Annotated in this window: 29 protein-coding genes and 1 pseudogene; 6 read left to right on the top strand and 24 right to left on the bottom strand. The window is 42.4% G+C overall.

The annotated features are described in order from the left end of the window. Positions 1–52 precede the first annotated feature (52 nt). The 7 genes from cysK (CD03_RS0128435) to CD03_RS0128405 form a co-directional block, all read right to left on the bottom strand. Positions 53–985, bottom strand: coding sequence for a cysteine synthase A (gene cysK, locus CD03_RS0128435; protein ID WP_027296514.1), 933 nt, complete (start codon positions 983–985; stop codon positions 53–55). A 41-nt stretch (positions 986–1026) separates the two neighbouring features. Next, complete coding sequence (locus CD03_RS0128430; protein WP_027296513.1) at positions 1027–2322, bottom strand: O-acetylhomoserine aminocarboxypropyltransferase/cysteine synthase family protein; 1296 nt, start codon at positions 2320–2322, stop codon at positions 1027–1029. Between the two features lie 196 nt (positions 2323–2518). Continuing rightward, positions 2519–2962 (bottom strand): RrF2 family transcriptional regulator, encoded by a 444-nt coding sequence (locus CD03_RS0128425; protein WP_027296512.1) that lies wholly within the window; start codon positions 2960–2962, stop codon positions 2519–2521. A 156-nt stretch (positions 2963–3118) separates the two neighbouring features. Next, the gene (locus tag CD03_RS0128420) at positions 3119–3532 is read right to left on the bottom strand and encodes an RrF2 family transcriptional regulator (RefSeq protein WP_027296511.1); all 414 of its coding nucleotides are present in this window, start codon (positions 3530–3532) and stop codon (positions 3119–3121) included. Further along, positions 3529–3996, bottom strand: a complete 468-nt coding sequence (locus tag CD03_RS0128415) for a DUF1700 domain-containing protein (protein ID WP_027296510.1) — start codon at positions 3994–3996, stop codon at positions 3529–3531. Before CD03_RS0128415 ends, CD03_RS0128420 begins: the two co-directional genes overlap by 4 nt. Before the next feature lie 209 nt (positions 3997–4205). Further along, a complete protein-coding gene (gene cysK / locus CD03_RS0128410) occupies positions 4206–5153 on the bottom strand; it encodes a cysteine synthase A (protein ID WP_027296509.1) in 948 nt (315 codons plus the stop codon). 192 nt (positions 5154–5345) lie between these two features. Beyond that, complete coding sequence (locus CD03_RS0128405) at positions 5346–5663, bottom strand: hypothetical protein (protein WP_027296508.1); 318 nt, start codon at positions 5661–5663, stop codon at positions 5346–5348. Between the two features lie 207 nt (positions 5664–5870). Here CD03_RS0128405 and CD03_RS0128400 point away from each other — a divergent pair, with 207 nt between their 5' ends. Next, the gene (locus CD03_RS0128400) at positions 5871–6509 is read left to right on the top strand and encodes a YcxB family protein (RefSeq protein ID WP_156043054.1); all 639 of its coding nucleotides are present in this window, start codon (positions 5871–5873) and stop codon (positions 6507–6509) included. A 96-nt stretch (positions 6510–6605) separates the two neighbouring features. Here CD03_RS0128400 and CD03_RS36590 read toward each other — a convergent pair whose 3' ends face one another. Then, positions 6606–10523: an EAL domain-containing protein gene (locus tag CD03_RS36590; RefSeq protein WP_052378023.1), complete on the bottom strand. Its 3918-nt coding sequence runs from the start codon at positions 10521–10523 to the stop codon at positions 6606–6608. A gap of 171 nt (positions 10524–10694) precedes the next feature. On the opposite strand from CD03_RS36590, the gene CD03_RS0128390 reads away from it, so the two are divergent. Both CD03_RS0128390 and uraA read left to right on the top strand, forming a co-directional pair. Continuing rightward, positions 10695–11276, top strand: coding sequence for an N-acetylmuramoyl-L-alanine amidase family protein (locus tag CD03_RS0128390; protein WP_442969731.1), 582 nt, complete (start codon positions 10695–10697; stop codon positions 11274–11276). 161 nt (positions 11277–11437) lie between these two features. Next, positions 11438–12691 (top strand): annotated as a pseudogene (gene uraA / locus CD03_RS0128380) (uracil permease); the annotation flags it as partial. Here uraA and CD03_RS40240 read toward each other — a convergent pair. Continuing rightward, positions 12639–12824 carry a DUF6783 domain-containing protein gene (locus CD03_RS40240; RefSeq protein WP_442969752.1) on the bottom strand — a complete coding sequence of 62 codons (186 nt, stop codon included), beginning with the start codon at positions 12822–12824 and terminating at the stop codon, positions 12639–12641. The pseudogene uraA and the gene CD03_RS40240 sit on opposite strands and share 53 nt — an antisense overlap. Between CD03_RS40240 and CD03_RS40235 the strand changes: the two genes are divergently transcribed. Both CD03_RS40235 and CD03_RS35135 read left to right on the top strand, forming a co-directional pair. After that, entirely contained in the window at positions 12774–13067 is a 294-nt protein-coding gene (locus CD03_RS40235; protein WP_442969751.1) for a DUF6783 domain-containing protein, read from the top strand. The genes CD03_RS40240 and CD03_RS40235 overlap by 51 nt on opposite strands. After that, the gene (locus CD03_RS35135) at positions 13057–14340 is read left to right on the top strand and encodes an MFS transporter (protein WP_044289733.1); all 1284 of its coding nucleotides are present in this window, start codon (positions 13057–13059) and stop codon (positions 14338–14340) included. Before CD03_RS40235 ends, CD03_RS35135 begins: the two co-directional genes overlap by 11 nt. Positions 14341–14359: 19 nt before the next feature. Here CD03_RS35135 and CD03_RS0128370 read toward each other — a convergent pair whose 3' ends face one another. The 11 genes from CD03_RS0128370 to CD03_RS0128315 all read right to left on the bottom strand — a co-directional run bounded on the left by CD03_RS0128370 (position 14360) and on the right by CD03_RS0128315 (position 23416). Beyond that, on the bottom strand, positions 14360–15598 hold the full coding sequence (locus CD03_RS0128370) for a Y-family DNA polymerase (RefSeq protein ID WP_027296504.1): 1239 nt from the start codon (positions 15596–15598) through the stop codon (positions 14360–14362). A gap of 67 nt (positions 15599–15665) precedes the next feature. After that, on the bottom strand, positions 15666–16256 hold the full coding sequence (locus CD03_RS0128365; protein WP_027296503.1) for an SOS response-associated peptidase: 591 nt from the start codon (positions 16254–16256) through the stop codon (positions 15666–15668). Positions 16257–16273: 17 nt separating this feature from the next. Further along, the gene (locus CD03_RS0128360) at positions 16274–17506 is read right to left on the bottom strand and encodes an HlyC/CorC family transporter (protein ID WP_027296502.1); all 1233 of its coding nucleotides are present in this window, start codon (positions 17504–17506) and stop codon (positions 16274–16276) included. A 518-nt stretch (positions 17507–18024) separates the two neighbouring features. Then, the gene (locus tag CD03_RS0128355; RefSeq protein ID WP_027296501.1) at positions 18025–18282 is read right to left on the bottom strand and encodes a DUF3795 domain-containing protein; all 258 of its coding nucleotides are present in this window, start codon (positions 18280–18282) and stop codon (positions 18025–18027) included. A gap of 21 nt (positions 18283–18303) precedes the next feature. Beyond that, the gene (locus CD03_RS0128350) at positions 18304–18861 is read right to left on the bottom strand and encodes a PadR family transcriptional regulator (protein WP_027296500.1); all 558 of its coding nucleotides are present in this window, start codon (positions 18859–18861) and stop codon (positions 18304–18306) included. 87 nt (positions 18862–18948) lie between these two features. After that, positions 18949–19965, bottom strand: coding sequence for a LacI family DNA-binding transcriptional regulator (locus CD03_RS0128345; RefSeq protein WP_027296499.1), 1017 nt, complete (start codon positions 19963–19965; stop codon positions 18949–18951). Between the two features lie 220 nt (positions 19966–20185). Next, positions 20186–20794 (bottom strand): HD domain-containing protein, encoded by a 609-nt coding sequence (locus CD03_RS0128340; protein ID WP_027296498.1) that lies wholly within the window; start codon positions 20792–20794, stop codon positions 20186–20188. A gap of 81 nt (positions 20795–20875) precedes the next feature. Next, positions 20876–21340, bottom strand: a complete 465-nt coding sequence (locus CD03_RS0128330; RefSeq protein ID WP_044289732.1) for a cupin domain-containing protein — start codon at positions 21338–21340, stop codon at positions 20876–20878. A gap of 27 nt (positions 21341–21367) precedes the next feature. Beyond that, a complete protein-coding gene (gene eutH, locus CD03_RS0128325; protein ID WP_027296496.1) occupies positions 21368–22477 on the bottom strand; it encodes an ethanolamine utilization protein EutH in 1110 nt (369 codons plus the stop codon). After that, positions 22464–22772: a EutN/CcmL family microcompartment protein gene (locus CD03_RS35130; RefSeq protein ID WP_044289731.1), complete on the bottom strand. Its 309-nt coding sequence runs from the start codon at positions 22770–22772 to the stop codon at positions 22464–22466. The genes eutH and CD03_RS35130 overlap by 14 nt, the downstream gene beginning before the upstream one ends. A gap of 11 nt (positions 22773–22783) precedes the next feature. After that, positions 22784–23416, bottom strand: coding sequence for a hypothetical protein (locus tag CD03_RS0128315; RefSeq protein WP_027296495.1), 633 nt, complete (start codon positions 23414–23416; stop codon positions 22784–22786). A gap of 80 nt (positions 23417–23496) precedes the next feature. Between CD03_RS0128315 and CD03_RS40230 the strand changes: the two genes are divergently transcribed. Beyond that, positions 23497–23562 (top strand): DUF6783 domain-containing protein, encoded by a 66-nt coding sequence (locus tag CD03_RS40230; RefSeq protein WP_442969750.1) that lies wholly within the window; start codon positions 23497–23499, stop codon positions 23560–23562. 64 nt (positions 23563–23626) lie between these two features. Here CD03_RS40230 and eutD read toward each other — a convergent pair whose 3' ends face one another. The 4 genes from eutD to CD03_RS0128295 form a co-directional block, all read right to left on the bottom strand. After that, on the bottom strand, positions 23627–24250 hold the full coding sequence (gene eutD / locus CD03_RS0128310; RefSeq protein ID WP_027296494.1) for an ethanolamine utilization phosphate acetyltransferase EutD: 624 nt from the start codon (positions 24248–24250) through the stop codon (positions 23627–23629). 145 nt (positions 24251–24395) lie between these two features. Continuing rightward, positions 24396–24998: a hypothetical protein gene (locus CD03_RS35125; protein WP_052378022.1), complete on the bottom strand. Its 603-nt coding sequence runs from the start codon at positions 24996–24998 to the stop codon at positions 24396–24398. A gap of 5 nt (positions 24999–25003) precedes the next feature. Then, positions 25004–25318, bottom strand: coding sequence for a BMC domain-containing protein (locus tag CD03_RS0128300; RefSeq protein ID WP_027296493.1), 315 nt, complete (start codon positions 25316–25318; stop codon positions 25004–25006). A 149-nt stretch (positions 25319–25467) separates the two neighbouring features. Next, positions 25468–26946, bottom strand: a complete 1479-nt coding sequence (locus CD03_RS0128295; protein WP_027296492.1) for an acetaldehyde dehydrogenase (acetylating) — start codon at positions 26944–26946, stop codon at positions 25468–25470. Positions 26947–26959 lie beyond the last annotated feature (13 nt).

The following is a 26959-nucleotide window of genomic DNA, read 5'->3' as shown; positions in this document are numbered from 1 at the left end:
AAAATTCTTTCCATATAGAAAGCGCCGGTAAACTACCGGCGCCTGATAATCCTTATGCTTCAAATAATTCTGTTGAGAGATAACGCTCTCCGGTATCCGGAAGTAGCGCAACAATGGTTTTTCCTGCATTCTCCGGCTTTTTCGCGAATTCAATTGCAGTGTGAAGAGCTGCTCCGGAAGAAATTCCAACCAGAATACCTTCTTTTTTTGCAATCAGCTTTGCAGCCTCAAATGCTTCTGCATTTTCTACTGTTACAATTTCATCATAGACATTCTGATTCAGGTTCTTGGGTACAAAACCGGCACCAATTCCCTGAATTTTATGAGGTCCGCCGGTACCTTTTGATAAAACCGGTGACGCAGCAGGCTCTACAGCAATGACTTTTATTTCCGGTTTCTTGGATTTTAAGAATACGCCGGTTCCGCTTAATGTTCCGCCGGTACCAACTCCGGCAATAAACATATCTACCGCACCTTCCGTATCTGCCCAGATCTCCGGTCCTGTTGTAGCCGCGTGGATTGCCGGATTGGCTGCATTTTCAAACTGCCCGGGAATAAAGGCATTCGGAATATCTTTTGCAAGTTCTTCCGCTTTTGCAATTGCGCCTTTCATTCCCTTAGCACCTTCCGTCAGCACAATTTCCGCACCGTATCCCAGAAGTAATTTTCTTCTTTCAATACTCATCGTCTCCGGCATGGTAAAGATAGCTTTATAGCCTTTTGCCGCTGCTACGCTGGCAAGCCCGATACCGGTGTTTCCGCTGGTTGGTTCAATAATGGTAGCACCCGGTTTTAAGATACCTTTATTCTCAGCATCTTCCACCATAGCCTTTGCCACTCTGTCTTTTACGCTTCCGGCCGGATTGAAGTATTCTAATTTCACTACCACTTTACCCGCCAGCCCTAAAGCACTTTCAATATTTTTTAATTCCACAAGGGGAGTTTTTCCTACCAATTCTGTAATACTTCCATATATTTTAGCCATTTTAAACATCCTTTCTTAAATGCGTCAGGCTCCTGGTTCCCTTACTTAGCAATTGCCTGAAATGCCTGATCCAAATCATAAATAATATCATCAATGTGTTCCGTACCGATTGATAACCGGATTGTATTTGGTTTAATGCCGGAACCTGCAAGTTCATCTTCTGTCATCTGGGAATGTGTAGTACTTGCCGGATGTATTACTAATGATTTTACATCCGCTACATTGGCAAGTAAAGAGAAAATTTCCAGATGGTCTATGAAATCCTGTGCTTCCTGAGATCCGCCCTTGATTTCAAAAGTAAAGATCGAAGCCCCTCCCTTAGGGAAATAACGCTGATACAGCTCATGATACGGGCTGTCAGAAAGCGCCGGATGATTTACTTTTTCTACCTGGGAATGTTTGCTTAAATAATCAACTACCTTTAAGGCATTTTCTACATGACGTTCTACACGCAGCGATAATGTCTCTAATCCCTGTAAGAAGATAAATGCATGAATCGGGGAAAGTGTAGCTCCGGTATCACGCAATAAAATTGCACGGATCTTGGTCACAAATGCTGCCGGACCAACGACTTTCGTAAAGCTTACTCCATGGTAACTTGGGTTTGGTTCGGTAAGTGACGGAAACTTTCCGGATGCTTCCCAGTCAAATTTTCCGCTGTCAACAATTACCCCTCCAATGGTTGTTCCGTGTCCTCCAATAAATTTCGTTGCAGAGTGTACTACGATATCTGCTCCCAAATCAATAGGGCGTACCAGGTAAGGTGTCGCAAAAGTGCTGTCAACCACTAATGGTATTTTATGCGCATGGGCAATTGCCGCCACCTTTTCAATATCAATCAGGCTTGCATTGGGATTGCCGATGGTCTCTATAAAAACTGCTTTGGTATTTTCCTGAATTGCCGCTTCAAAACTGCCTTCCACATCCGGATCTACAAATGTTGCTGTAATTCCGTATTCCGGAAGGGTATGTTCCAGAAGATTATAGGTTCCGCCGTATATTGTCTTGGCTGCTACGATATGATCGCCTGCATGTGCCAGATTCTGAAATGTATATGTAATTGCTGCAGCTCCGGAAGCTACCGCCAGTGCTGCTACTCCGCCTTCCAGCGCTGCTATACGCTGTTCGAAAATGTCTTGTGTGGTGTTGGTAAGCCTTCCATAGATATTACCTGCATCTGTAAGGTTAAAACGTGCTGCGGCATGTGCGCAGTTCTTGAAAACATAAGAAGATGTCTGATAGATCGGTACTGCCCTTGCATCGGTTACCGGATCCGGATTTTCCTGTCCTACGTGTAATTGAAGTGTCTCAAATTTTAATTCTCTCTTTTCACTCATAATATTTCTCCTCACTTTTCACTATATTCTCATTGTCTGAACGAGTTATGCTGGTGCAGCCTTTCATATGCTGCAGCACGTGGCTTTTACCACAAATTTATTTTCATACTGTGCTTATTTTATGCACTTAGTATTCCAATTAACATTATTTACTTAGTAGGAATTATTTCTGAAAGAATATTACGTATTATAATTATTATATATAGTACATATATTCTTCTTCCCCATTTAATTTCTGATACTCTTCTACTAAATCAGCCAGTGTGGTGCTTTCCAGATAATGATTTACCTGCTGGTTGATCTTCTCCCAAACCAGTTCATTAATCGCCATTTGTACTTTATCCTGCTGCTCATTGGGCGCCACTTCATCTATAATACTGAACTTGCCTTCCAAAGCTGTTAATATATCAGATACCTGCATCTCTTCCGGCTTCATTGCAAGCATATATCCACCCTGCGGCCCTTTGATACTTTTTACTAATCCGGCTTTTCGGAGTGTTGCAAAAACCTGTTCCAGATAATTGACGGATATTTTCTGCCTGTTGGCTACGCTTGCCAGTGATACAGCTTCACTTGTAGAATGCGATGCTAAATCAACCAGCGCCCGCAGGCCATATCTTCCTTTTGTTGAGATTTTCATTTCATCACCTTTTTCCTGTTTTATTTCCTACCAAACCGATATGTTAAATAATATATCTATGTTATACAGGATAATTCTGTAAATGTCAATACCTAATTTTAAAAACATTAAAAAAATAGAACTGCTCTTATCCTGCAGCTCTATTTTGTATTAACGCTAACTGGCTTTTTTGAGCAGATCTTCCAATCTGGTCTCTTTCGCAGCATCCTTGATCAGCTCCCACATTTGATTCCAGACACGCCTTGTAGGACATTTCTCACAATCTATTCCACAATCGGTTGACTTAATCAGGCATTCAACCGGCGCCAGGTTTCCTTCCACTGCAGTCAGAATATCATAAACCATAATTTCACCGGCAGGCTTCGCCAGGCAGTATCCGCCTCTTGCCCCCCGGGTACTGCTCACCAGATTTGCTTTCTTAAGCATACTGATAATCCGCTCCAGATATTTTTCTGAAAGATTTCTCCTGCCCGCAATATTCTTAATACTCTCTAAATGCTCTGAATCAGAATGCATTGCCAGATCCACTGCTATTTCTAAGGCATATATGCCTTTCGTAGATATCTTCATCGGCGGCCCCTGCTCTTAAACAGTGCCACAACAAGCACGATTACTATAATCGGAATAAAGAATCTGGAAAGAATTGCAATTGCGGATCCCAAAATGCTGAGCAATACAACTAAGATTACTACAACTCCCGTAATCACCAGCCACTTTGGTATCCCTGTCTGAAGATTAAAAGAATGAAAACTGCCATTTGGACGCCTGTTATCATTCTCATCCTCCTGAAAAGAAGATCCCTGACTCTGTGCCTGATAACCTGTTCCTTTAGCTTTATTACTAGTCTCAATAATTGTTCGTGCAATCAGTAATGGACTCCCGATCTCGTTTAATATCTGGAATTCCGATTTTCCATTTTCGACTGCGTCTCTGATATATTCATCATAATACCGGATATTCTCTTCCACTTCCCGTGAACTGATCTCTCCTGATAATTGTGAACGCAAAGTATTCAAAAACTCTTGTCTATTCATCTTCGAATGTAAATCCTTTCTGCAGGCAGAAACTGCCTCATTACAAAGTTAGTAGTATTCCCACACTTGACAGCATACATATTGTAAGCTTGCTTACGATATGTCCAAATAAACAGTGTAAAAGTGCTTTCTTCCACACTACCTGTCGTAATTGTTGACATTATAGCATAGGTTTCTACTATTTTACAAGGCATTCTCCGCAAAACTTATCAGAGCGGTTTGTTATTTTCATCTTCAAATAATTCTGTGCTATAATAACGTTCCCCTGTATCCGGGAGAATGGTAACCACTCTTTTTCCGGGTCCCAGCTTTTTGGCAAGGCGCATGGCTGCCGCCACATTGGAACCGCTTGAGATTCCGCATAGCAGCCCTTCTTCTCTGGCAAGGCGTTTTGAAACATCCAGCGCTTCTTCATCTGTCACGATACAGATATCCTCATAGATATCCATGTTCAGATTCTCCGGAATCAGTCCGTCCCCGATTCCCATCTGCAAATGTGTTCCGATGCTTCCGCCTGATAAAATTGCCGCATGTTCCGGCTCAACAGCCCAGATCACAATATCGGGGTTTTGCCGTTTCAAAACTTCCCCAATGCCGGACAGTGTGCCGCCCGTACCCACTCCGGAACAGAAACCATGAATTGGTCCTTCTACTTGTTCTAGTATTTCCACGCCTGTATGGTATTTATGCACCAGCGGGTTATCCGGATTAATAAATTGCTGTGGAATATAGACATTGGGATCTTCTGCTCCGATGCGCAGGGCTGTCTGCAGACACTCTTCAATGCAGGCTCCGATGTCTCCCTCATCATGAACCAGTATTACTTCCGCCCCATACTGTGTTACCAGTTTCCTGCGTTCTTCACTTACAGAATCAGGCATCACAATTTTTACCTTATATCCTTTTACAGCCCCAACCAAAGCCAATCCAATTCCCTGATTTCCACTGGTAGGCTCAACGATAACCGAATCTTTGTGAAGCTTTCCTTTTTTCTCTGCCTCCGCAATCATATTATACGCGGTTCTTGTCTTCACGGATCCCCCCACGTTTACACCTTCGTATTTCACCAGAATCTCGGCGCTGTCCGGCTGAGACAGCCTGTTTAAACGAACCATGGGAGTATGTCCGATCGCTTCCAATACATTATTATAGATCATTTCCTGCGGTTTCCTTTCCATTTCTTTATTTTCAACTCTTTAAACTGGCATCGTTTTCGATACTGAAATTTATGCTGATTAATATCATGATAATCTGTAAAGTCCTGTTTTAGACCTACAATTTTCTAATAGGAAGTATAGCATAGACCATTTGGATTGGCAATATGCTCCGTCCTCCAATCCCATATTTTATCACGCATTCCCGTAAACCATCACCCATTTTTTCTTATCGGGAAAAAAAATCAGCTTCACATTTTTCATAATCCCTTCTGCCACCATCTCACATTGATATTCCATGGAAGAAACCCCGGCAAAGTTCTTCTGCTCGGAGCACAGTACACGAATGTTGCCAATCGTGTGAATTTCTCCTTCTTCATCCTGGTATTTCACTAATCGCGGTATGCTGATTCCTGTTCGGGTAAACCAGCAGTAACATGCTATTTCTATCTGCTTTCCCCGAATTCTTCCCGCATCCGGTGAATCCATATTAATCCCTGTACCAAACGCCATGATAATTCCTCCTTACATTTTCGAACATTTGTTCTGTTTTTGTTATTATATCAGAATCTGTTCTTTAATTAAAGTAGTAATTAAAGGAAAACCGTAACCTAATATCAGCAATATTGTATTCTTTCTCTGATTTTTCATATAAAAATCACATTTACCGTATATAATAGACAATCAAAGCATGTCTGAAAATGCCTTCATCAAAGATATATGAATTTAATTTTAGCAGGACAGAGCGTGCCGATTATTGCAATGATTTATCAGACTCAAAAGGAGGTGTGTATCTTGGAACTTTTATTTCAGAATGAAACGTCTTATGATGATGGATTTGAAAAATTATATTATAATACCTTGTTAGAAAATGATACTCCGGCATTTAAAGCAGTGAAACGTTACCAGCTTTGGGGAATTGGCTTTCTGCTCGTAAGTGTTTTGGCTTTAAGCCAGGCTCCGCATTTAAGAAGCTGGAGCCTGGGTGCTGCCGGAATGTGTGCATTGGTTCTTGGAATTATCTTTATTTATTTTGCAAAAGATTTTTACAAAAGATCCTTTGTTCGTAAGCTTCGCAGGTCAAAACAATCCTGCCTTTGCGGCAAAAAGATGACTTTTCAGATTACCCCCAGTACGCTCACCCAGATCACTCCGGAAGAAACAACGGTTGTGGACTGGTCCGGCATTAAAAGCTGGACATTAATTGAAAATTATTATTTTCTGGAGCATGGCAGCAGATATCTGGCTCTGGGAAAAAATAATTTTACAATCGGCTCAGCCGAGCACTTTCAAATCTTTTTAGACAATAAGTTTAGGAAGGAAAAGCTTAATCTGAAACAATGTTCTTGTTCCCAATAAAAAAAGATCGCTGCAGAAATCATTTCTTATACCGGACTGCATTTCATATCTGGTTTGAAATTTGCTCTGCAACGATCCCTTTTTTTCTAAAATATTCTAAAACTGATTTTCAAATTCTTCCGCAGGTATCGGCCTGCTGATCAGATACCCCTGGATATAATCACACCCGAATTCACGTAGAAGCTGCAATTGCTCTTCTGTTTCCACACCCTCAGCCACAACTTTCATATTCAATGCCTTCGCCATGGAGATAATACTGGATATAATAGTCTGATGACGAGGCTCCTTCAGGTTTTCATTACGGAAAAACATCATATCCAGCTTCAGTATGTCTACGGTAATGTCTTTTAGCAGATTCAGGGAAGAATACCCGGAACCAAAATCATCCATAGAGAAGAAAAAACCGCTTACGCGCATGGTACGCATAACCATTTCCAGAAGTTCTGCATTCTCAACCAGCACTGATTCCGTACACTCTAATTCCAGCAGGCCATTCGGTATATTATATTTTTCCTTTAGCCTGATATAATGTCTGGAAAAATCCCGTTGAAATACACTTATTCTGGAGACATTAACCGATATTTTAATGGGCTCCCGTCCTTCATCCAGCCATTTGCGCAGAAAACGGCAGGCTTCTTCAAACATATAACTGTCCAGATCAATAATAAAACCATTTTTTTCAAACAGCGGAATGAATCTGTTGGGCGGAACCACACCATAACCCGGACGTATCCACCTTGCCAGGGTCTCTGCCCCACTTACCCGTATTCCGTCCTGAATCTCAGCGATAGGCTGAAAATAAGCGCAGAATTCCCGGTTCTCCAAAGCTTTATACATAGCCGATTCCATTTCTTTTTCCGATAGAATCTGCCTGCGCATTTCTTCTGTATAGACTGCATATTTACTGCCTTCTAATACTTTTACACTTTTTTGAGCAAGATTGGCACAATCTATCATATCTTCTATCCCTATGGTCTTCCCGTGTTTTTCTACCAGATAGATCCCCGCAACCATTTCCAGCAGCAGTTTTTTTCCGGCCAGTCCTTTGAATTTTGCCAGTAGCCCTGCATTTTTCTGGAACCGCATCTCCAGCTCATCGATACTGTCATACCAAAGGAGGGAAACAAAGTGATCTGCCGACACCCTGGCAAATATTTCTCCTTCGCGCTGGTCCCGGCTGCTGATCTTTGCCCAATACTGCAGTACTCTGTCTCCAAAATCATAGCCATAGACATTGTTTACTAATTTAAAATTACGCAGATCACAATACCACAGCGCATATTTCTTTTCATTTCTGTTTTCCAAAATTTGTTTAGCTTCTATTTTAAACCTGCTGAAATTAGAACAACCGGTTAGATCATCATATTCTGCCCTGTATTCAAGCTCCCGTCTGTTTCTAGTAGCTTCATCTACATCTGTTATTGTAAACAGAGACCGGTTAACAGAACCATCCTCCGCCCTTAACACGGTAAGAACAATATGACACCACATGAATTGACCGTCCGTTTTTTTCAGACGAACGGTAGTTCCTGCATTCATGGCACCATCCATCACTTTTTTAGAAATCATTCTAGCCTGTTCCCAGTCATTGGGGTGAACATCATCCCGGGTAATAAAGCGCTGGTTTCTGTCGCTCCCTACATTTTTGATTAATGTAAACTGTTTTGCCGGAGGCGATGCATAGTAACTGTCATCCTCTCTGTCATATTCCAGTAATATTGTCCCTGACAATTCCATGATTCGTCGGTAACATTCATCTTCAATCTGTCTGCGTACCTGTATCTGGAGAGTACGGTTTTCTTCCTCACGGATTTTAACAGCATGGATATCCTGAATAAAACACAGGTACATTTCATCATCATTTCCACCGTTCATAGGCACCAGAGAAAACGCCTCCCATTTATAGTTGTCTCCCTGCGCTCTTCCTCTGAATTCTCCATACACCGTTGTTTTGCCTTCCTGCATCGCTTTTCTCACCAGGTCCCAGTTCGTAAACTGTTTAAAACGTACCCCGTCTTCGGGATGAATCCGGTCTTTGACTATAACCTCCAGTTCAGCATGGAGATCTCCCTTCTCCCATTTATGCAAATTTTCTGCGCTCTCATTCAGCATCCGCCTGTAATAATTCTTTGAAACATTCATGACGATCATATCTTTAAAAATATGATGAACGGAATTTAAATAACTGTAAATCAGATTACTTTCCTCCAGATGGTGCATGGCATTAATCTCTGCAAGATACTCTTTACTGCCTATACTTTTATGATTCTGACTGCCGGATTGGCTGCCTGTACCGGATTCCCCTTCATCCTTACATCTGTTTCGGTCCTTTTGTTTGTGTTCCATTCCCTGCTGATAGAATACAAACTGATTGCGTCCCATCTCCTTGGCTGTATAAAGTGCGGCATCCGCACGCATATAAAGTTCGTCAAAGCTGGTTCCGTCCTTTGGATAAACTGCCACACCCATACTGCCGGATACACAGATTCCCTCCTCATAATGCTTTGAAAGCTGCATGACGATATTTCCAAGCTTCTGTTCCAAAAGCGTATTCAGGGGGATATCCCTTAAACAAATTACAAATTCATCCCCGCCCAGACGCCCAACAATATCATTTATACGAACGGAAGTCTTTAAAATATTGGCAATCTCTCTTAAAACCTGGTCTCCAAACTGATGTCCCATCTGATCATTCAAAGATTTAAAGAAATCAATGTCCACCATTATAAAAATATGCCTGCTGGACAGCGGACTGTTATCTAACAGTCCCGATACTTCTTCGATAACCGTCCCCCGGTTCAGCAGTCCCGTCAGGGGATCGATTTGAGAACGATTCTCCAGTTCAATGCTTCTTCTTTTTTCTTTGTCAATATTTCGAAACAGTATCATTGCTTTGACTTCATCTGTATCAAGATCCGGAAGTAAAAATGTGCTGATCTCCGTCCAGAAAAGTTTACCCTGGGAATCCAAAAACCTGCAGTCAATTTTAAGGCTGCAGTCTTTTTTATAATACTTTTCAATCAATCTGCTTCTGGTAAAAAAACGCTCAAACATTTGTCTGTCTTCCTCAAAGACCCACTGTTTTGTCACAAATGCAGCCAGTTCATCATAGGTATCTATTTTTTGCGGAAGTTCTTCCGCCATGGGACCGCCGACATGTTCCACCGTATTCTCATTCAGATTACATTCATAGGACACAATCTCCCCTGCAAGCTGGTTCTCATTATACTTCCGCCATTTTTCATAGGCTGCTTCTTTTTCCCGCTGAACCGTATAATCCTCATATATGATAATGCCCCGCAGCACTTCGCCGTTCACACTATAAGTAAGCCGGTATTTCATCCTATACCAGTTGAGACTGCCCTTTCTGTTTTTTAAACGTACTATAATTTCCCCCATCGGAATACCATCCAGCATCGACTGGAAAAAACGGGATACTTCCGCTTTACTATCTTCAATTACCACCTCCGTATTCAAAATTTCATCCGGCATATTTGTAATAACTTCCGGAAGTCCAAAACTTTGAGCTCCCCTTTTTTCTATGTACAGTGTTCTTGTTTTGATATCAAATACATCCATGATTTTACCGGTCATTGCAAAAGCGATTCTGTTTTCTTCTTCTTTTAATGCCAGTGACTCTTCTGCACTCTTTTGGTTCGTAATATCCGTAATAGCGCAGGTAAGTGTACCACCCTGACCCGGATCATAAGCGGATGCTACTCTCATCCACAACAATTTGCCGGATCTGTGGATATAACGGTGCTCACATTCAAAATCATATATATTTTGCGCAATCTTTTTATGCAGCATACGGACAAGTCTCTGATAATCCCCCGGATAGATTATCTTCTTTGCGTTGTTTAATTCTTCCTGCCCAGCTTCTTCTCCTGTATATCCGAACGTTTTATAATAACGGTCATTTGCCCATAAAATAGTAAATACTTTATCGCATTTCATCCTGCACACGCCGCAGGGGATATTGTTCCCGTAGTTCTTGTTATTTTCTGTCTCCATGGTTCCTCCATATACGGACGCTTCAGTCAATAATTCGTTAATTTGGAATGCTTTTATTATACCTTGCTTTTCTGCAAAATTCAATTATATAGCATGCAGAAAAACCATAATTTTCTGCACGCTATCCCTGCTTTTTCATATAATATACAGATACCATAATATAGAAAAGATGTGATACTTTTGGCAATTCGTATCTTTGTAGACCAGGGACACAATCCCAGCGGCTTCAATGCCGGAGCCGAGGGCAACGGTCTTCGGGAGCAGGATATCACCTACACGGTAGGAGCCTATCTTGCAGATCTACTCGCCGCGGATCCCCGTTTCGAGGTTCGTACCTCCCGCAATTCACCTACTGAAGTTCTCGGTACCAGTAATGCCACCAGCCTTCGTGAACGTGTAAATATGGCAAACAGCTGGCCTGCTGACTATTTTATCAGCATCCACGTCAACTCTAATACAAATCCTGCCATCAACGGTACTGAAGTCTACGTCTATCGCCCGGACTCAGCGCCTTATTATCTGGGACAGGAAATAGTGGATGAAATTGTGCGCCGGGTAGGGACAAAGGATAACGGTGTCCGGATCAATCCCGGCCTGTACGTACTGCGCCGCACAAATATGCCGGCGGTTCTGGTAGAACTGGCTTATATCAGTAACACCAGCGATGCACAGCATTTAAGGGATGACCAGTATCAGTTTGCATATGGCATTTACGTGGGACTTTTGAACTACCTGGGACTTCCCCAGCTGTAATTGTAATAACGTTTTTCAGCTGTTTTTTGTAATATCCGTTCCCTCCCGCTCTTTCATCAACAATTTCTGATCAATTTCAACATTTTTTTCTTTCTTGTCATGTTTTTGTATGATATAGTATAAAGAGTTAAAAATAATCATAAAACAGGGAGGGAATTTTCTTGAACGAAAGAAAGATCATTCAAGTTGAGGACAAGGTACCATTTAAACTGCTTGCTCCTCTGAGTATTCAACACATGTTTGCCATGTTTGGCGCATCTGTGCTTGTTCCATTTATTTTTGGAATCAGCCCCGCAATCGTATTGCTTACCAATGGTATCGGTACTCTGCTATTTATCCTTATTACAAAAGGGAAAGCTCCAGCATATCTCGGATCTAGTTTTGCCTTTCTTGCACCCGCTGGTATTGTAATTGCCAAATGGGGGTACTCATACGCCCTGGGCGGTTTTGTTATCGTCGGTTTATGCGGATGTATCCTGTCGTTTATCATTTACAAATTTGGGACAAAGTGGATTGACATCGTTCTGCCGCCGGCAGCCATGGGTCCTGTGGTAGCCCTGATCGGACTGGAACTGGCTGGAACGGCTGCTTCTAACGCCGGAATTTTATCATCTACATCTTATACTCTGGATCAGGCATCCGGCTTGTATGAGCAGACGGTTACTCCGGTAGCAATGAATAACCTGATTGTATTCTTAATCACATTAGGAGTTGCGGTATTCGGAAATGTACTTTTCAAAAAGTTCCTGGCAGTCATACCAATCCTGATCTCCATTATTGCCGGTTATATTTCAGCCGTCATTTTCAATGTAATTGACCTTGGCACTATTAAGGAAGCACTTGCAACACCCTTTATTTCCCTGCCAAGCTTCCAGCTTCCGCACTTTAAGGCTGAAGCTGTTCTGATACTGCTTCCGGTTATACTGGTAATTGCTTCTGAGCATATCGGGCATCAGGTTGTAACCAGCAAGATCATTGGCCGTGACCTGCTAAAGGATCCGGGACTTCACCGTTCTTTATTTGCCGATAACTTCTCTACCATGTTATCCGGTCTTGTAGGCTCCGTACCTACTACTACTTATGGTGAAAATATCGGTGTAATGGCTATGACAAAAGTATACTCCGTTCGCGTAATCGGCGGTGCTGCCGTGCTCTCGATCCTGTGCTCTTTCATCGGACCGATGTCCGCATTAATCAACACCATTCCAGGACCCGTTATCGGCGGTATTTCATTCCTGCTTTACGGTATGATCGGAACTTCCGGTATCCGTATCATGGTAGATGCCGGTGTAGATTACGGCAAAAGCCGTAACCTGACACTGACTTCCGTAGTCTTTGTCACCGGACTCTCTGGGGCGGCACTTACACTTGGTAACGTAGAATTAAAAGGTATGGTACTTGCATGTATCGTTGGTATGATTTTATCCCTTTTATTCTATATCTTTGATAAGCTGAAGCTGACAAACGACAGAGAAGAAGCCTAGAGCGTGTTTTAAAATTGCTTTCTGGCAGCTGTGCGTCACAGTTTGTGGGAGATTTGTCCCGGATGAAGGGCGCGTAGCGGTATATAAAAATCTCTTTTCCAAAAGGTTAGCCCCAACGGAAAGAGATTTTTATTTAACCGGATTTTTTACAAGAAATTTACCATTGACTTTTGAAAACTTTACATCCATTTCCTATAATTTTTATGGCGGCACAAGAATTATCTTATTCCAGAAACTTTCAAGTGAACTTCCAGGGCTATCCGCCCTTACAAACCATAACAGAGAGGTATCTTTCTATGAAATTTAAATTGACTGCCTTAGAAAAGCAATGGATCTTATATGATGTGGGAAACTCTGCATTTATTCTGCTCGTCTCTACCATCATCCCTATATATTTTAACTATCTCGCTGACAACGCCAATATTTCGTCTGTCAATTATCTTGCTTACTGGGGTTATGCTGCATCCATTTCTACCATTTTAGTTGCCCTGATCGGTCCAATTGCAGGAACGATATCAGACACCAGGAGCTATAAGAAAAAATTCTTTATCCTTTCCATTGGCGTCGGAATTGCAGGCTGTATTATTCTTGGTTTCCTTCACTCCTGGATCTGGTTTCTGGGAATTTTTATTATCACTAAAGTTGGTTATTCTTCAGCAAATATTTTTTATGACTCTATGCTCACCGATATTACGGTATCTGAACGTATGGACAGAGTATCTTCCCATGGCTATGCCTGGGGCTATATCGGAAGCTGCATCCCTTTTATTGCAAGTCTCGGTCTGGTACTGGGTGCAGGCAAGCTGGGACTCACCATGACACAGGCAATGGCTATGGCTTTTTGCATTGTGGCAGTCTGGTGGCTGGTTTCTTCCCTGCCTCTGATTAAAAATTACAGACAGATACATTATGTAGAAAAATCAGGCAATGCTGCAAAAGAAAGTTTTGGAAGGCTTTTTAGAACCCTGAAAGATATGAAACGCCAAAAGCATATTTTTATGTTCCTGCTGGCTTTTTTCTTTTATATCGATGGTGTGTACACCATCATCGATATGGCAACAGCGTATGGTACCTCACTGGGTCTTGATACCACCGGTCTCTTACTGGCTCTTTTACTGACACAGATCGTTGCTTTTCCCTGTGTTCTTATCTTTGCACGGATTGCACAAAAGCAGGATACTACCCGGCTCATATCCATCTGTATAGCAGCATATCTGGGCATCACCCTGTTTGCAATGCAGCTGGATTCCCAGTTAGAGTTCTGGATATTAGCTATATGCGTCGGCATGTTTCAGGGAACGGTACAGGCACTGTCCCGCTCCTTCTTTGCCAAGATTATCCCTCCCGATAAATCCGGCGAATACTTTGGTATTCTGGATATCTGCGGAAAAGGAGCCTCTTTTCTTGGAACCACTCTGGTAAGTATCATCAGCCAGATTACCGGTAAGGTAAATCTGGGTGTGGGTGCCCTGGCAATTATGTTTATCCTTGGGTTCGTTTTTTTCAGACGGGCAGTACGACTTACGAAAGAACTGCAGTCATCCCAGTCAGAACCGGATACCATGACTACCACTTCCTGACAGCATCCGTAATTAATTTCTATTTTTTGTACTTTCTCCCAATTCCACCCTCCATGTGGTCTATGGGGGTCTGTACAAATACAGCGCGTTTCAAAGCATCTAATCCGTATCTTTTTCTGATATGATCTACAGCTGCGTCAAGCTTTTCCAACTTTTCAAAATCGATTGGATCAAACAACTGCATTTGACGGATGTAATCCTGTTCATGTATCCTCCCTGTATGAATACCCAGATGCCGTATCGGCACACCATCCCACAATTCATCAAACAGCCTCGCTGCCGCATGGTAAATTTCCAGCGTGATATCTGTGGCCTCCGGCAAAATACACTGATGGGATTCGTAGTGGAGTTCATAATTTTTAATACCCACTGCCACTATTTCTGCTTTCACACCGTCATGGCGAAGCCTTGCCGCCACAGTTTCCGCAAGTGCCAGCAAAACCATCTTTGCCGTTTTTCCATCCACTACATCAAAGGGTATCGTTGTAGAATTTCCGTAACCCTTATTCGGGGGCGGCACCGGTTCTACTACCGATACATCTATTCCATTTGCAAATCCCCAGATAACCTCCCCATGCTTTTTCAGATGGTCTCTTAAAATCTGCAAATCTGTATGCGCCAGTTCTCCAATTGTCCGTATGCCTAACTGTACTAATTTTCTCGTGGTTGCCCTGCCCACAAAAAATAAATCTGACACCGGCAGCGGCCACATTTTCACAGATATCTCTTCGGGAAAAAGCGTATGTACCATATCCGGCTTTTTAAAATCGGATGCCATCTTCGCCAAAACTTTATTTTTAGAAATACCAACATTTACGGTAAACCCTAATTCCCGGAATACCCGGTCTTTTAAGGAACAGGCTGCTTCTATGGGATCTTTCCAAAATCCCTGAGTACCTGTCATATCTAAAAAAGCTTCATCGATACTGTATTGTTCCACAACCGGAGTGAAATCCCTTAAAATTTTCATTAACGCTGCAGATGCTTTTTCATACAATTCAAAATCAGGAGGAACCAACACCAGCTCCGGGCATTTCACCCGGGCCTCTGAAATAGTTTCTCCTGTTTGTATCCGGTATTTCTTTGCAGGAATGGATTTCGCCAATATAATTCCCCTGCGCTTGCTACTGTCCCCGCCCACAGCAGATGGAATTGTACGCAGATCCTGTACAGCTCCCAAATGCTCTAGACGGTATACGGCTTCCCAACTCAAATATGCGCAGTTTACATCTACGTGAAAGATTAGTTTTTCAAACATATGTTCGCCTCCTGTTTTCATCTTATAAGAACATATATAGGATGTAAACAGGTAAATAATGGATTATCTATAAGAAATCCAAGGTCTGCTGAACATATTCCGAACTGCCTTTCAAACGTGCGGGAATCTGATGCAGAAGTTCCTTTGCCCTGTATTCATCAAAGATCCAGTCCCTGAGCTCCTCGCTTTCCAGTATCAGGGGCATCCGGCTGTGTACGGGTTTCATTGTTTCATTCGCATCCGTGGTTAAAATCACAAAACGTTCCTGTCCTTCATACAGATTATAAAATCCTGCAAGAAACAATATTTTTCCATCCTCTCTCTGAAACGTAAACTTATTCTTATGAGCATCCCATTCATAAAAACGTTTCGCAGGAATCACACATCTTCTGACCAATATGCTTTCCCGGAACATTCTCTTTTCCAAAGCCGTCTCGGATCTGGCATTAAAAATTACACCTTTTTTATCGAATCCCGGAAATCCCCAGGTGAATATTTCTTCAGCAAATTCTTCCTCTCTCCCAAGGATAACAGGTGCAGCAGCTGTGGGACAAATATCTCTGGAACTATATTCTTTCCACAGCTTTGCATCTACCTGACGGACTATTTTTTCCATTTCTCTTGCCGTATCATCATCTATATAATATCTTCCACACATAGGGAAGCCTCCTTTTTCTATATTTTCTTAACCCGGACTTTTTCAACCCGCCTTTCCTTCATCTGCAGCACTGTAATTTCCAGATTCTTATAAGAAAAACAGTCCCCTTCTTTTGGAATTCGGTCAAGTTCCTCCATTACCCAGCCACTGACGGATACCACTTCAAATTCCTGTTCCATATCCAGTTCTTCAAACAGCTTTTCAACATTCATACAGCCAATCACAACGTATTCGTCCTGTCCGGTCTGCTCCATTTCATGAACAACCTTGTCGTGTTCATCCCATATTTCACCAACCAGTTCTTCCAATATATCTTCCAGTGTTACAATACCAACCGTTCCTCCAAACTCATCAATCACAACTGCAATATGGGATTTCGCCGCCTGCAGCTCCTTAAGCAGAATACCTATTTTCTTATTTTTAGTGGTATACAAAGCCGGTCGGATAATGGCAGCCAATTCCTGCTCCGTGTGATAAATATGATTGTGGAAATCCTTCTGATACACAATTCCTTCAATGTGGTCAATGTCTTCTTCATAAACCGGAAGCCTTGAATATCCTGTCCTTGCAAAAACACCTGCGATTTCTTCTTTCGCCGCATCCAGAGGTATGCCAACCACATCCACTCTGGGTGTAAAAATATCAATAGCCTCTATTTCCGTAAATTCAATGGCACTTCGTATGAGCGTACTTTCCTGCTCATCGATTCCGCCTTCCTGCTCTGCTTCGTCTACAATTGTCAGCAGTTCTTCTTCTGTAATTGTTCTGTCCTCTGAATTCTTAAACATCTTCGACAACAGTTTCTTCCACTGGCGGAAAAGAAAGTTAAAAGGCGTTAAAATCCAGACAAAACAATTCAATATGGTGGCTGAAAACATAGCGAATTTTTCCGGTGACTCTTTTGCTATACTCTTTGGGGAAACTTCACCAAAAATCAAAACTACTATAGTCGTAACAATTGTAGATATGCTGGCACCCAGGTCCTCTCCCAATAGTTTTACAAAAAGTACGGTAGCAAGCGATGCCGACGCTATATTTACTATATTATTGCCAATTAAAATGGTAGATAACAAACGGTCATAATCCTGGGACAGCTTTAACACCAGAGCCGCCTTTTTATTCCCTTTTTCCGCCATATTTTTGATTCGAATACGGTTCAGAGAAGAAAAAGCTGTTTCTGTAGCCGAAAAATACGCAGACATTATAATACAAATTACAATAATTATAAGTGACACACTGTTACTATCCATCTAATAAAATCCTCCTTCAGATATGTTCCCTGTTTTCATTAGCTTCACTTCCATCATACAGCTTCCGCCCCATTCTTTCTGTCATAATCATATAAAAATACACAAAAAGACATAGCCTGTACTTCACAAATACAGGTTATGTCCATTTTTATTTTCATATTTACTTATAAACCGATTAAAATAATAAAATAAAGGTCGGTCAGCGTCGCTATCGGCGTCGTCCATTTGTTCTTCCCTCTCTTAATACTGCTGTTATTATTTTGTAATTATGTTATATTATATGCTATGCCAATAAAAAAATCAATAGGCTTTGGTGCCTTTGTACAATATTATCCAGGTATTCCAGATCTTCGTAAAGCTGCTCCATTGGGATATCCTATCATTACTGCCATATCAATCCGGCTCTGTTTCAAGCAGCCGCATCTCTGAAAGATGGAGTGTGGGATAATTACATGTTCCATACCAGGCGGCTGAGCTGCGAAAACCATCTGGATTTCACAGCGAATGTCCGCGGGCCGTCAAAAAGTGCTCCACTCCCTGCATTTTTCTATCTTAATAGTTGGATCGAATCCCTGTTCTTTTCCCATATTAGATAATACCTCACATGGGAATTCCGGACAGACACCGCAATGATCATATTTATTTTTCTCACAGCAGCTCTTCACCTCACAGGTTCCGCCCCAGAAAGGTCCTTCCATATTCAAACATCCTTTGCATGCCACTTTGTCCTTTCTTTCACAGGAATTGCAGCAAACGCCGCATCTTGATTCATGCATAAAAATACCTCCTTAAAATTTTTATTCATTTTCCAAATTTTTTTCTCCATCTGCATCTTTGTCCAGGTATTCACTCATGAATTTCAAAATCCACGCTTCCATGGAAGATGCCATCAGATACTGTTGTTCCAATATTGTTTGTCCTGTCATTGGGATATGGGTACGCTTCTGCGAATTTTCCCCAATCACCTCTTTCAGGTCTGAGATTCCTTCCCGGATATGTTCCAGCAATTCTTCTCTTTTTGCAGGCGCTGCGAAATCCAGGTTCATAATAACAGCATTAAAATCCAGGAAAATACTTACCGACTGCATTGCCGTCTTCTCCATAAGTTTCTCGAAATATGCATCGCCTTCCGGCGTAATCATATAAACAGATTTTTCCGGCATTTTTCCATCCTTCATTACATTTCCTTTAATATACCCCTTGTCCTCCATCTGGACCACTTTCTTGTATATCGATGGCGTACTGATTTTTACCCATCTGGAAATATTGCGGTACTCCACACTTTTCTGCAGATCATATGCACTTTGTGGTCTCTGCTTAATCATTCCTAACACAATTAGATCTATTGCTGCCATTTTTCCTTTCCTCTACCTCTCCGCTATATTTTATACTACTATACTTTATATCACGTGTCAATAAAAACATATTACTTTGCTTATGTTCTATAAACAGCGGACACTGTCCCCAATAATCAGCTCTGTATTCACATAGATCTTAACGGATTCTTCCACATCCCCCTGGATTCGCTCCACCAGCCTGCCGATGGACACATAAGCCTTTCTGTCATGCAAGGCACAAATGCAGGTAGGCTGATAATCCATGAGGGCAGTGTCCGGAATCGTATCAAAACCCACAATTGAAATATCATCGGGTATTTTATAACCGTTATTTTCCAAAGCTTTACTGATCCCGATCGTAACCTCATAATTTTCCGAAAAGATAGCCGTTGGGATATGTTTTTTATCTTCTATGTATCGCTGCATGCCTTCAAAAGCTTCCTGGGTTCCCCCTCCGATATCCACAATTCTTTCATTTCTCCGGCTCTGAAGTCCCTTTTTCTCCATAAACCGGTTAAAAGCTTCCCGGCGTTCGTACATATTATAAAAATTATTTGTATTGCGGAAATAGAGGATATCACGATGCCCGTTTTTATAGAGATAATCCAATCCCATTATGACTCCCTGATGGTTATTCAGCATAATATTGTCTGTATGCAGATCATTAAAATCCTGATCGCAGACCACAAAAGGTATTTTAAAATTCAGGAAGCTGGCATAATCATCCTCTTCCATATAGGCTGCATTCACATAGACACCTGCCACATTATCCCGGATACATTCATCCAGAAACGCTCCAATATCATCTTTTCCCCGGATTACATTTACCAGATCCATCTTATATCCGTATTCCCTCGCCCGCCTGGATGCCTGTTCGAACGTTATGTACGTCCTGGTATTCTCAGAACTGTCCCAATATGGCCGGTCTTCCAAAAAAGCAAGCATGCGGATAATTTTTTCATTTCCACCTGCGGACTCATCCTCCGCTGTCTTACTTTCCAGATAATCCAATACCCTTCTCCTGGTATCTTCATTTACACCCGGACGGTTATTAATTGCCAGGGAAACCGTAGCTGTAGAAAGCCCAAGCTCCTTTGCAATATCCTTAGCCTTCACCCTCATAAAAACCTCCTATGACGCACTAATGCGATTTTAATAAAAAGAAATAACATACATTATTTCACAATTGTCCTTTAAATTTTTAAATAAATTTAAATTCTTTTAAATTTATTGTACCTTTGCACATCAGATTTGTCAACACACAAAGCAAAAAAATGGTTTTTTTAAAAAAAGGACACTTTGTAGACAGGGGAGCACTACTACCCTCCTATACAAAGCGTCCTTAATCATCTAAACATTTCTTTATAAAAAGCCGGATGTTTTTTTCTTCTTCTTCTTTATTTTGCGTATCCCTTCCCAACCGGTCACACAGGCCAAGGAGCGCTACTTCCTGCAGATCTGTTCTTTTCTTCATTCCTTCCAGATCTGCATGGGGCAGCCCTTTCACCACAAACAAAATCTGCATGTGATAGCGCACCAGTCCACATACTGCTTCTATAAAATTATTATCTTCATCGAAAAAGGACAGGAATTCCCTTGCCAGCTGCTCACCTGCCTGGTCATGGTTATAGGAAGTGATTCTGCCCTTTTTCATTCTCGTTGTAGAGGGTTTTCCAATATCGTGAAGCAGGGCCGCCCACATAAAAACTCTGGGATCCCTGCTCCGCTTTCTTACTTTTGCCGCTACATCAATAACCTGCATCGTATGAATCCATACATTTCCTTCCGGATGATATATTGGCGACTGCTCTGTATTGCGGAGTTCATAAAGCATTTGAAAGGGGTAGTCCTTAAACAAACCTCTTTCATACATTTCATTTAAATAAGATGACGGGTTTTCATCTTCTATCATATGGGTCTGCATTTCCAGAAATATTTCTCTCTGGTTCATCCCTGCACCTCTCTGTAGATCACAATAACGCTTACCACACTGCCCGGATGAGAAATGTGAAAATTCTTTACTTCCACAAGTTCATCCCTGATCTGCCCAATCAGCCGGATAGGTCACATATAGAAATCTGGCACTCTGAAGCACCGAAAACTGAATTTTGGAGCCTTTGGGAATGAGTATTATTTCACCCGGGCCCGCTGTTACACTTTTCCCATTGGCAATAATCGTAAGGGAACCTTCGATTACGTAATCTATTTCATCATAATTTAATGTCCAGTCAAAAGTAGTTTTCTCCATCTCCATAATTCCGCATCCAAGTCTGGGACTTTCCGGCAATGTAAACAGATCATGTGTATAGACCTGATCTGTTCCTTTCCCGGTATCAAGACGGTCGGAAGGTTCCACTTTTACCGCCGGAACTTTAACCTTTATTATATTACCGGCTGTCTCTTTTTGATTATCTTTTGTCAGCTGCCCCATCTGTCCTAATTTTTCTGCCAGAATCTGGGCAATCATTTGCTCGATTGATTCTTTATTTATATCCATTGACGGCATTCTCCTTCTATAATCATTCTACTTTGCAGAAGCCTGTCCTGAATGATCCTCTTTTAATGTCCTGTTAGAAATAAAAACAGCTACCATTACCGCTGTAATCCCTCCTACCAGTTTTCCAATAATCATTGGAAAAATCATAGTAGAATTAAATCCTGCGGTAAATCCCAGATGATCACCGAAAACAAAGGCTGCCGATACGGCAAACGCCACATTTAATATCTTTCCCCGGTTGTCCATATCTTTCATCATTCCAAACATAGGAATACTGTTTGCCAGACTGGCTACTAATCCTGCTGCTGCAATGTCATTCATCCCAAGTACTTTTCCAAGCTTCATCAGTGGCTTTTTGAATACTTTGGTAATTACATAAACCAGTGGAAACGCACCTGCCAACACAATTGCGATGTCTGCAACTACGGTAAATCCTTCACTTAAAGGATTCATACCTTTGATCAGGACAATTCCCGTCAACTGCTCGATGATTCCCACACCCAGTCCCAAAGTAATAACCGCCACAACAAATTTACCGAAATAAGTAAATCCTTTTACCATGGCATTTTCAAATTTCCAGAGTCCCAGAGCAATCAGAAGGGCAAAGATAATAATTGGAATCAGATTGCGCAGTACCATTCCAATGGAATACCCTGCTACAAGTCCTCCAACGAAGGAACCAATGGGAATGGTGATGACTCCAGCCAGAACACCCGTCGCCAGATATTTCCGGTCAGACTCTTCAATAATTCCCAGTGCAACCGGAATGGTAAATACAATTGTAGGTCCCAGCATAGCCCCTACAATCAAACCACCAAAATTTCCAGCATTGGGATCTAAAGCCAAGGCTTCTGCAAGTGGCGCTCCACCCATATCATTTGCCAGAATCGATCCGGCAAACATAGCCGGGTCAGCGCCCAGAAATCCAAACAGCGGTACGATAACCGGTTTTAACAGATTCGCAATGACCGGTGCCAGCGCAATAATACCCACCATGGATACTGCCAGGGCGCCAATCGCCATAATACCTTCTTCAAATTTTTCCCCCAGGCCAAACCGGTTGCCGATAATCCGGTCCAGGGCGCCTAATGCGGCGAAAAATACCATAATATAGATAATGATCTCATTGATGCCCATTTTGAACACCTCCATTGTTATTTGCAGATTCCTGGATATCCAGAGAATCTATAATTCCTATTACTGCTGCATCTATCGGAGTTTTTCCATCTCCTACTACCATTCGTGCGGGATTTCCCCGGCAAACCAGTACCATATCACCAACTCCTGCTCCGATTACATCGGCTGCAACAATAAATGACTCATCTTCCTGCCTGGATCTTTTCATGATATCAATGACCAAAAGCTTTTGCCCGTTGATCCCTTCATCTTTTTTCGTTGCCCAGACATTTCCTATTACCTTGCCAATTTCCAAACCCTCACCCCTTAATTTCTTATAACCGCCATATTGTGATTCGAAATGTAATCTCTGGCCAGCGGTGTAATAATCGTATTTTGCCCCAGCAATATAGTGATGCTGCCGGTTCCCCGAACCTTTATCAGGTCCGATTCCCGCAAGAGGCGAAGGCCGCTCAGATCCACATAGTCCTCTGTTTCAGGTCTTGGTTGTATGCGGTTTTCTTTTGCTATTTCTGACGTATAGCTGATCAGTTCTATCCCAAATCTTTGAACAGCAGCTTCATATTCCTGATAGAGATGATATAAAGTCTTGTATGCTGTCTCTTTGTATCTCCGGTATTCCAGACCGGACTCCAGGAGATATACCCGTTTTCCTTCCAGCAATGCCCGTAAGATACATGCAGCCTGCGGTTCTGATGGAATTCCAAGAACCAGATCAGCCATTAATTTTATCGGCATCTGTGCCAATACATAGATATCGCAGCTTTCTGCCTCCGAAAACGGGATGATCTGATACGCAGCTTTCAAAGCTTTTTCTTCGCCCTCAGGCAGTACGCCCAATACCATAGCTGACCTTCCGGCTGCATTTCTCATACAGTCCTGGCCAATTTTACGCTTTAATTCCCGAATCACTTCTTCTATTAAAACTTTCTCATCCATAGGCTCTTTCCCTTCCTTTGAGCATATTCAAACATGGCAAAACACACTCTAGAGCGTGTTTGAAAATTGCTTTCTGACAGATGTGTGTCACAGTTTGTGGTAGATTTGTCCCGGATGAAGGGCGCGTAGCGAGCTACGCAACCTGAATTCGGGGCAAATATGCCGCAAAGTGGGGCGTGCAGATGGCGGGAATGAATTTTAAAACACACTCTAGTGTACAATTCTGCAGAAAGTTCCTTTTTCAAACCCACAGGCATTGGCTTCATCATAATCAATGTGAACATACGTGTCAAAATCTTTACTGACTCTGGCTATAGTATCTTCAAATATAACCGGCCTGCTGCCAAATACCTTTATTTTCAACGCCTGTCCATCTTTGACCTGGAAACGGGCGGCATCTTCCGGAGTAATGTGCATATGGCGCTTTGCTACTATTACGCCTTTATCCTTTACTACCTGCCTGTCCCCATTAGAAAAAATGGCTCCCGGCGTACCCGCGATATCTCCGCTTAAGCGCACCGGCGGTTTTATTCCCAATACCAGTGCGTCAGTCATAGAGATCTCAGCCTGGGTCTCTTTCCTCTCAGGCCCCAGAATTACAACATTTTTTAACGTCCCTTTCGGACCTGTCAGCGAAATGCGTTCCTGGCACACAAACTGCCCTGGCTGGGAAAGATCACGTACTCTGGTAAGCTGATAGCCTTTTCCAAATAACGCGTCCACATCCTCCCTGCATAAATGCACGTGCCTCCCGGAAGCCTCAACTTCCACCATCAGTTTCTGGCGAAGTTCCCTGACAACTGCTTCTACGATATTATCTACAAGTTCATTCATAGTGATACCTCCTGCATATCCCAGGCCTGCCTGCGATACTGCCTTAATAAGTAGTTTGAAAGCGCTTTTCTTCCAAACTGCCTCCTTGCATATTACAATCCTGCCTGCGATATGCTTAAATTAGCATTGTGAAAGTGTACCTCTTTCACACTTTACACATTTGCGGATCTGTTTCTTCATATTTTCCCGTTAGGTATTTGAACATCATGATCCAAAACAGAGAAGAAAGCCTGTTTAAGACCCGGATAATATCTTCCCTTTCCACATCCCCTGATTCCATTTTAAAAGCCCGGTATGCCGCCAATTCAGTTTCTCTGGCTTTTGTACGAAGGCGGTTTAAATATGCCACGATTTCGCCATGCTGATAGGTGGGCAGGAAATGTTTCATCCCATAGTACTGGCTTGGATGATGGGAATGTGCCCGCATTTCATCCGTATTCAGACCCTGCATCAATATTTCACCCACCGGCTCTCCCGAGACTTCACACCGGAGAGTCCACCGTATGGTCTTGATAATTTCTTCCAGATCCTGTGTCATCCTGTGAAGCTGCTTTTTCTCGGTCAATGTCTGAAAAAGAATGATTTCAGATTCCAGAGAATCAATTGCCCCTCTGAACGCAATTCGCGGATGGTCCTTGAAGACAAGCTCTTCTCCTCTTAAATGCGTCATATGCTCTGGTTTTCCATTTATTGCCTGACTGACCGCTGCGGTAACGATTCTGCGGATTTTGTCTCTTGATTCTTCCATGGTTATTAAGCCTCTTCGGAAAAGGTACCTGCCGCTCTTTCAACCTGGTGGGGTAAAATTACATCTACTTCTGTATGCGGGCGGGGTATTACATGCACAGATACCAGTTCTCCCACGCGTTCTGCTGCAGCTGCTCCTGCATCGGTAGCTGCTTTAACTGCTCCTACATCGCCTCTGACCATAACGGTTACCAGACCTGCGCCAATGGATTCTTTACCAACCAGCGTTACATTTGCTGCTTTTACCATCGCATCTGCCGCTTCGATAGCTCCAACCAGACCTTTTGTTTCAATCATACCCAATGCATTTGTATTAGCCATTTCCATTACCTCCGTAATTTTAAATTTAAGATTTCATGTTTTATATTTCTTATTATTTATTTCTATCGTATTATTATTCTACAATTGCTCATATTCATTCATCGTTGTTTCACGGGCTTTAGCGCGTGTTTGAAATGCCTGTATCTGAATCAGATAAGCTCCTTCATAATTTTTTCAACGATGGAGTCTATCATCTCCTGGCTTAGTCCCAGGCTGGATGCCGAAGTGCCATGTCCGCCTGCCGTCTGTGCTTCTCTTCTGATCTCTGCTAACTCTTTTGTTCCAAACGCAACTCTTTTAATATTAATCACATCTAACGGACCAATGTTGTTAGAAGTAGAGCTTCCGCCCACGGCTCCGCAGCCAAGAGTCAGCGCAGGAAACAGTCCTGTCGTCGCTCCGATTCCACCCAGGGCTCCGGGTGTATTTACCAGAAATCTGGATGCCGGAATCTGCAGTGCAAATTTACGCACCAGAGCTTCATCCTCTGCATGCATGGAAAACGTATGCCCTGCACCTTCCATATGCAGAATCTCTATACAGCGTTCTAACACCTTATCTGTATTCTCTTCTACATACATCCCCAATACAGGTGCCAGTTTTTCTCTGGAATAAGGCGCACCATCTCCAACCTTTGTCTCTCTTCCCACCAATACTCTTGCTGTGGAAGGAATTCCGGTCAATCCTGCGTACTGTGCAATTGTAGCTGTGCTTTTTCCTACTATCATTGGATTCATCGTTCCGTTTGCTCTTAAGATGAACTGTCCCAGCTGTTTGGTCTGAGCATCATCCATAATATAGGCACCCTGTTCTTTTAATTCCTTTACAACCTTTTCTTCCATGGACTTCTCCACCACGATAGATTGTTCGGAAGCACAGATTGTCCCGTTATCAAATGTTTTAGAATCCAGAATTCTCTGAACGGCTTTTTTTACATCAGCACTTTTATCAATAAATGCGGGGCCGTTTCCTGCCCCCACCCCAATTGCCGGTGTTCCGGAAGAATATGCGGATTTAACCATTGCGCCGCCGCCGGTAGCCAGAATCAGGGAGGTGTTATCATTGCTCATAAGTTCCTTGGTTGCGTCCATCGTAGGTACACTGATGGCGGAAATGGCACCTTTTGGGCATCCTGCTTTCTGTGCGGCATCTGCTATAATTCGAACGGTTTCTAAAATACATTTTTTTGCACCCGGATGCGGTGAAAATACAATAGCATTACCGCCTTTTAGTGCAATCATCGCCTTGTAAATCACAGTGGATGTTGGATTAGTAGAAGGTATAATTCCGGCAATAACCCCTACTGGTACACCAATATCCCAAACTTTTCTTTCTCTGTCTTCGTGAATAATTCCAATAGTCTTTTCATCTTTAATCCCATCGTACACTACTTTTGAAGCGAACAGGTTCTTAATCACCTTGTCCTGCCAAATGCCAAATCCCGTTTCTTCATTTGCCATTTTTGCCAGATGCTCTGCACTGTTTGTACCTGCATCGCTGATAGCCTTTACAATCCGGTCAATCTGCTGCTGATCCATACGTGCCAGCTCCTTCTGGGCCGCTTTCGCTTCTGCTAAAAGATTCCTCGTCTCCTGGACAGATATCAGGTCTTTATCTCTTAATTCCATTCCTTACTTCCTC

The sequence above is a fragment of the Robinsoniella sp. KNHs210 genome (assembly GCF_000686105.1).
Lineage (GTDB): Bacteria > Bacillota > Clostridia > Lachnospirales > Lachnospiraceae > Robinsoniella > Robinsoniella peoriensis.
This window is presented reverse-complemented; position numbering and strand designations above follow the sequence as displayed.

Coding starts and splice junctions, on each gene's coding strand:
- CD03_RS0128295 (WP_027296492.1), bottom strand. CDS start 26,946: ATGGAATTAAGAGATAAAGACCTGATATCTGTCCAGGAGACGAGGAAT.
- CD03_RS0128330 (WP_044289732.1), bottom strand. CDS start 21,340: ATGGATATAAATAAAGAATCAATCGAGCAAATGATTGCCCAGATTCTG.
- CD03_RS0128370 (WP_027296504.1), bottom strand. CDS start 15,598: ATGTTTGAAAAACTAATCTTTCACGTAGATGTAAACTGCGCATATTTG.
- CD03_RS0128425 (WP_027296512.1), bottom strand. CDS start 2,962: ATGAAAATCTCAACAAAAGGAAGATATGGCCTGCGGGCGCTGGTTGAT.
- CD03_RS36590 (WP_052378023.1), bottom strand. CDS start 10,523: ATGGAGACAGAAAATAACAAGAACTACGGGAACAATATCCCCTGCGGC.
- CD03_RS35125 (WP_052378022.1), bottom strand. CDS start 24,998: ATGGAAGAATCAAGAGACAAAATCCGCAGAATCGTTACCGCAGCGGTC.
- CD03_RS0128430 (WP_027296513.1), bottom strand. CDS start 2,322: ATGAGTGAAAAGAGAGAATTAAAATTTGAGACACTTCAATTACACGTA.
- cysK (WP_027296509.1), bottom strand. CDS start 5,153: ATGATCTATAATAATGTATTGGAAGCGATCGGACATACTCCCATGGTT.
- CD03_RS0128365 (WP_027296503.1), bottom strand. CDS start 16,256: ATGTGTGGAAGATATTATATAGATGATGATACGGCAAGAGAAATGGAA.
- CD03_RS0128405 (WP_027296508.1), bottom strand. CDS start 5,663: ATGGCGTTTGGTACAGGGATTAATATGGATTCACCGGATGCGGGAAGA.
- CD03_RS0128300 (WP_027296493.1), bottom strand. CDS start 25,318: ATGGCTAATACAAATGCATTGGGTATGATTGAAACAAAAGGTCTGGTT.
- CD03_RS0128345 (WP_027296499.1), bottom strand. CDS start 19,965: ATGAGGGTGAAGGCTAAGGATATTGCAAAGGAGCTTGGGCTTTCTACA.
- CD03_RS0128350 (WP_027296500.1), bottom strand. CDS start 18,861: ATGGCAGCAATAGATCTAATTGTGTTAGGAATGATTAAGCAGAGACCA.
- CD03_RS0128415 (WP_027296510.1), bottom strand. CDS start 3,996: ATGAATAGACAAGAGTTTTTGAATACTTTGCGTTCACAATTATCAGGA.
- CD03_RS0128315 (WP_027296495.1), bottom strand. CDS start 23,416: ATGGATGAGAAAGTTTTAATAGAAGAAGTGATTCGGGAATTAAAGCGT.
- CD03_RS0128340 (WP_027296498.1), bottom strand. CDS start 20,794: ATGAACCAGAGAGAAATATTTCTGGAAATGCAGACCCATATGATAGAA.
- eutD (WP_027296494.1), bottom strand. CDS start 24,250: ATGAATGAACTTGTAGATAATATCGTAGAAGCAGTTGTCAGGGAACTT.
- CD03_RS35135 (WP_044289733.1), top strand. CDS start 13,057: ATGAAATTTAAATTGACTGCCTTAGAAAAGCAATGGATCTTATATGAT.
- CD03_RS0128420 (WP_027296511.1), bottom strand. CDS start 3,532: ATGAAGATATCTACGAAAGGCATATATGCCTTAGAAATAGCAGTGGAT.
- CD03_RS0128360 (WP_027296502.1), bottom strand. CDS start 17,506: ATGGATAGTAACAGTGTGTCACTTATAATTATTGTAATTTGTATTATA.
- CD03_RS0128400 (WP_156043054.1), top strand. CDS start 5,871: ATGAATTTAATTTTAGCAGGACAGAGCGTGCCGATTATTGCAATGATT.
- eutH (WP_027296496.1), bottom strand. CDS start 22,477: ATGGGCATCAATGAGATCATTATCTATATTATGGTATTTTTCGCCGCA.
- cysK (WP_027296514.1), bottom strand. CDS start 985: ATGGCTAAAATATATGGAAGTATTACAGAATTGGTAGGAAAAACTCCC.
- CD03_RS0128355 (WP_027296501.1), bottom strand. CDS start 18,282: ATGCATGAATCAAGATGCGGCGTTTGCTGCAATTCCTGTGAAAGAAAG.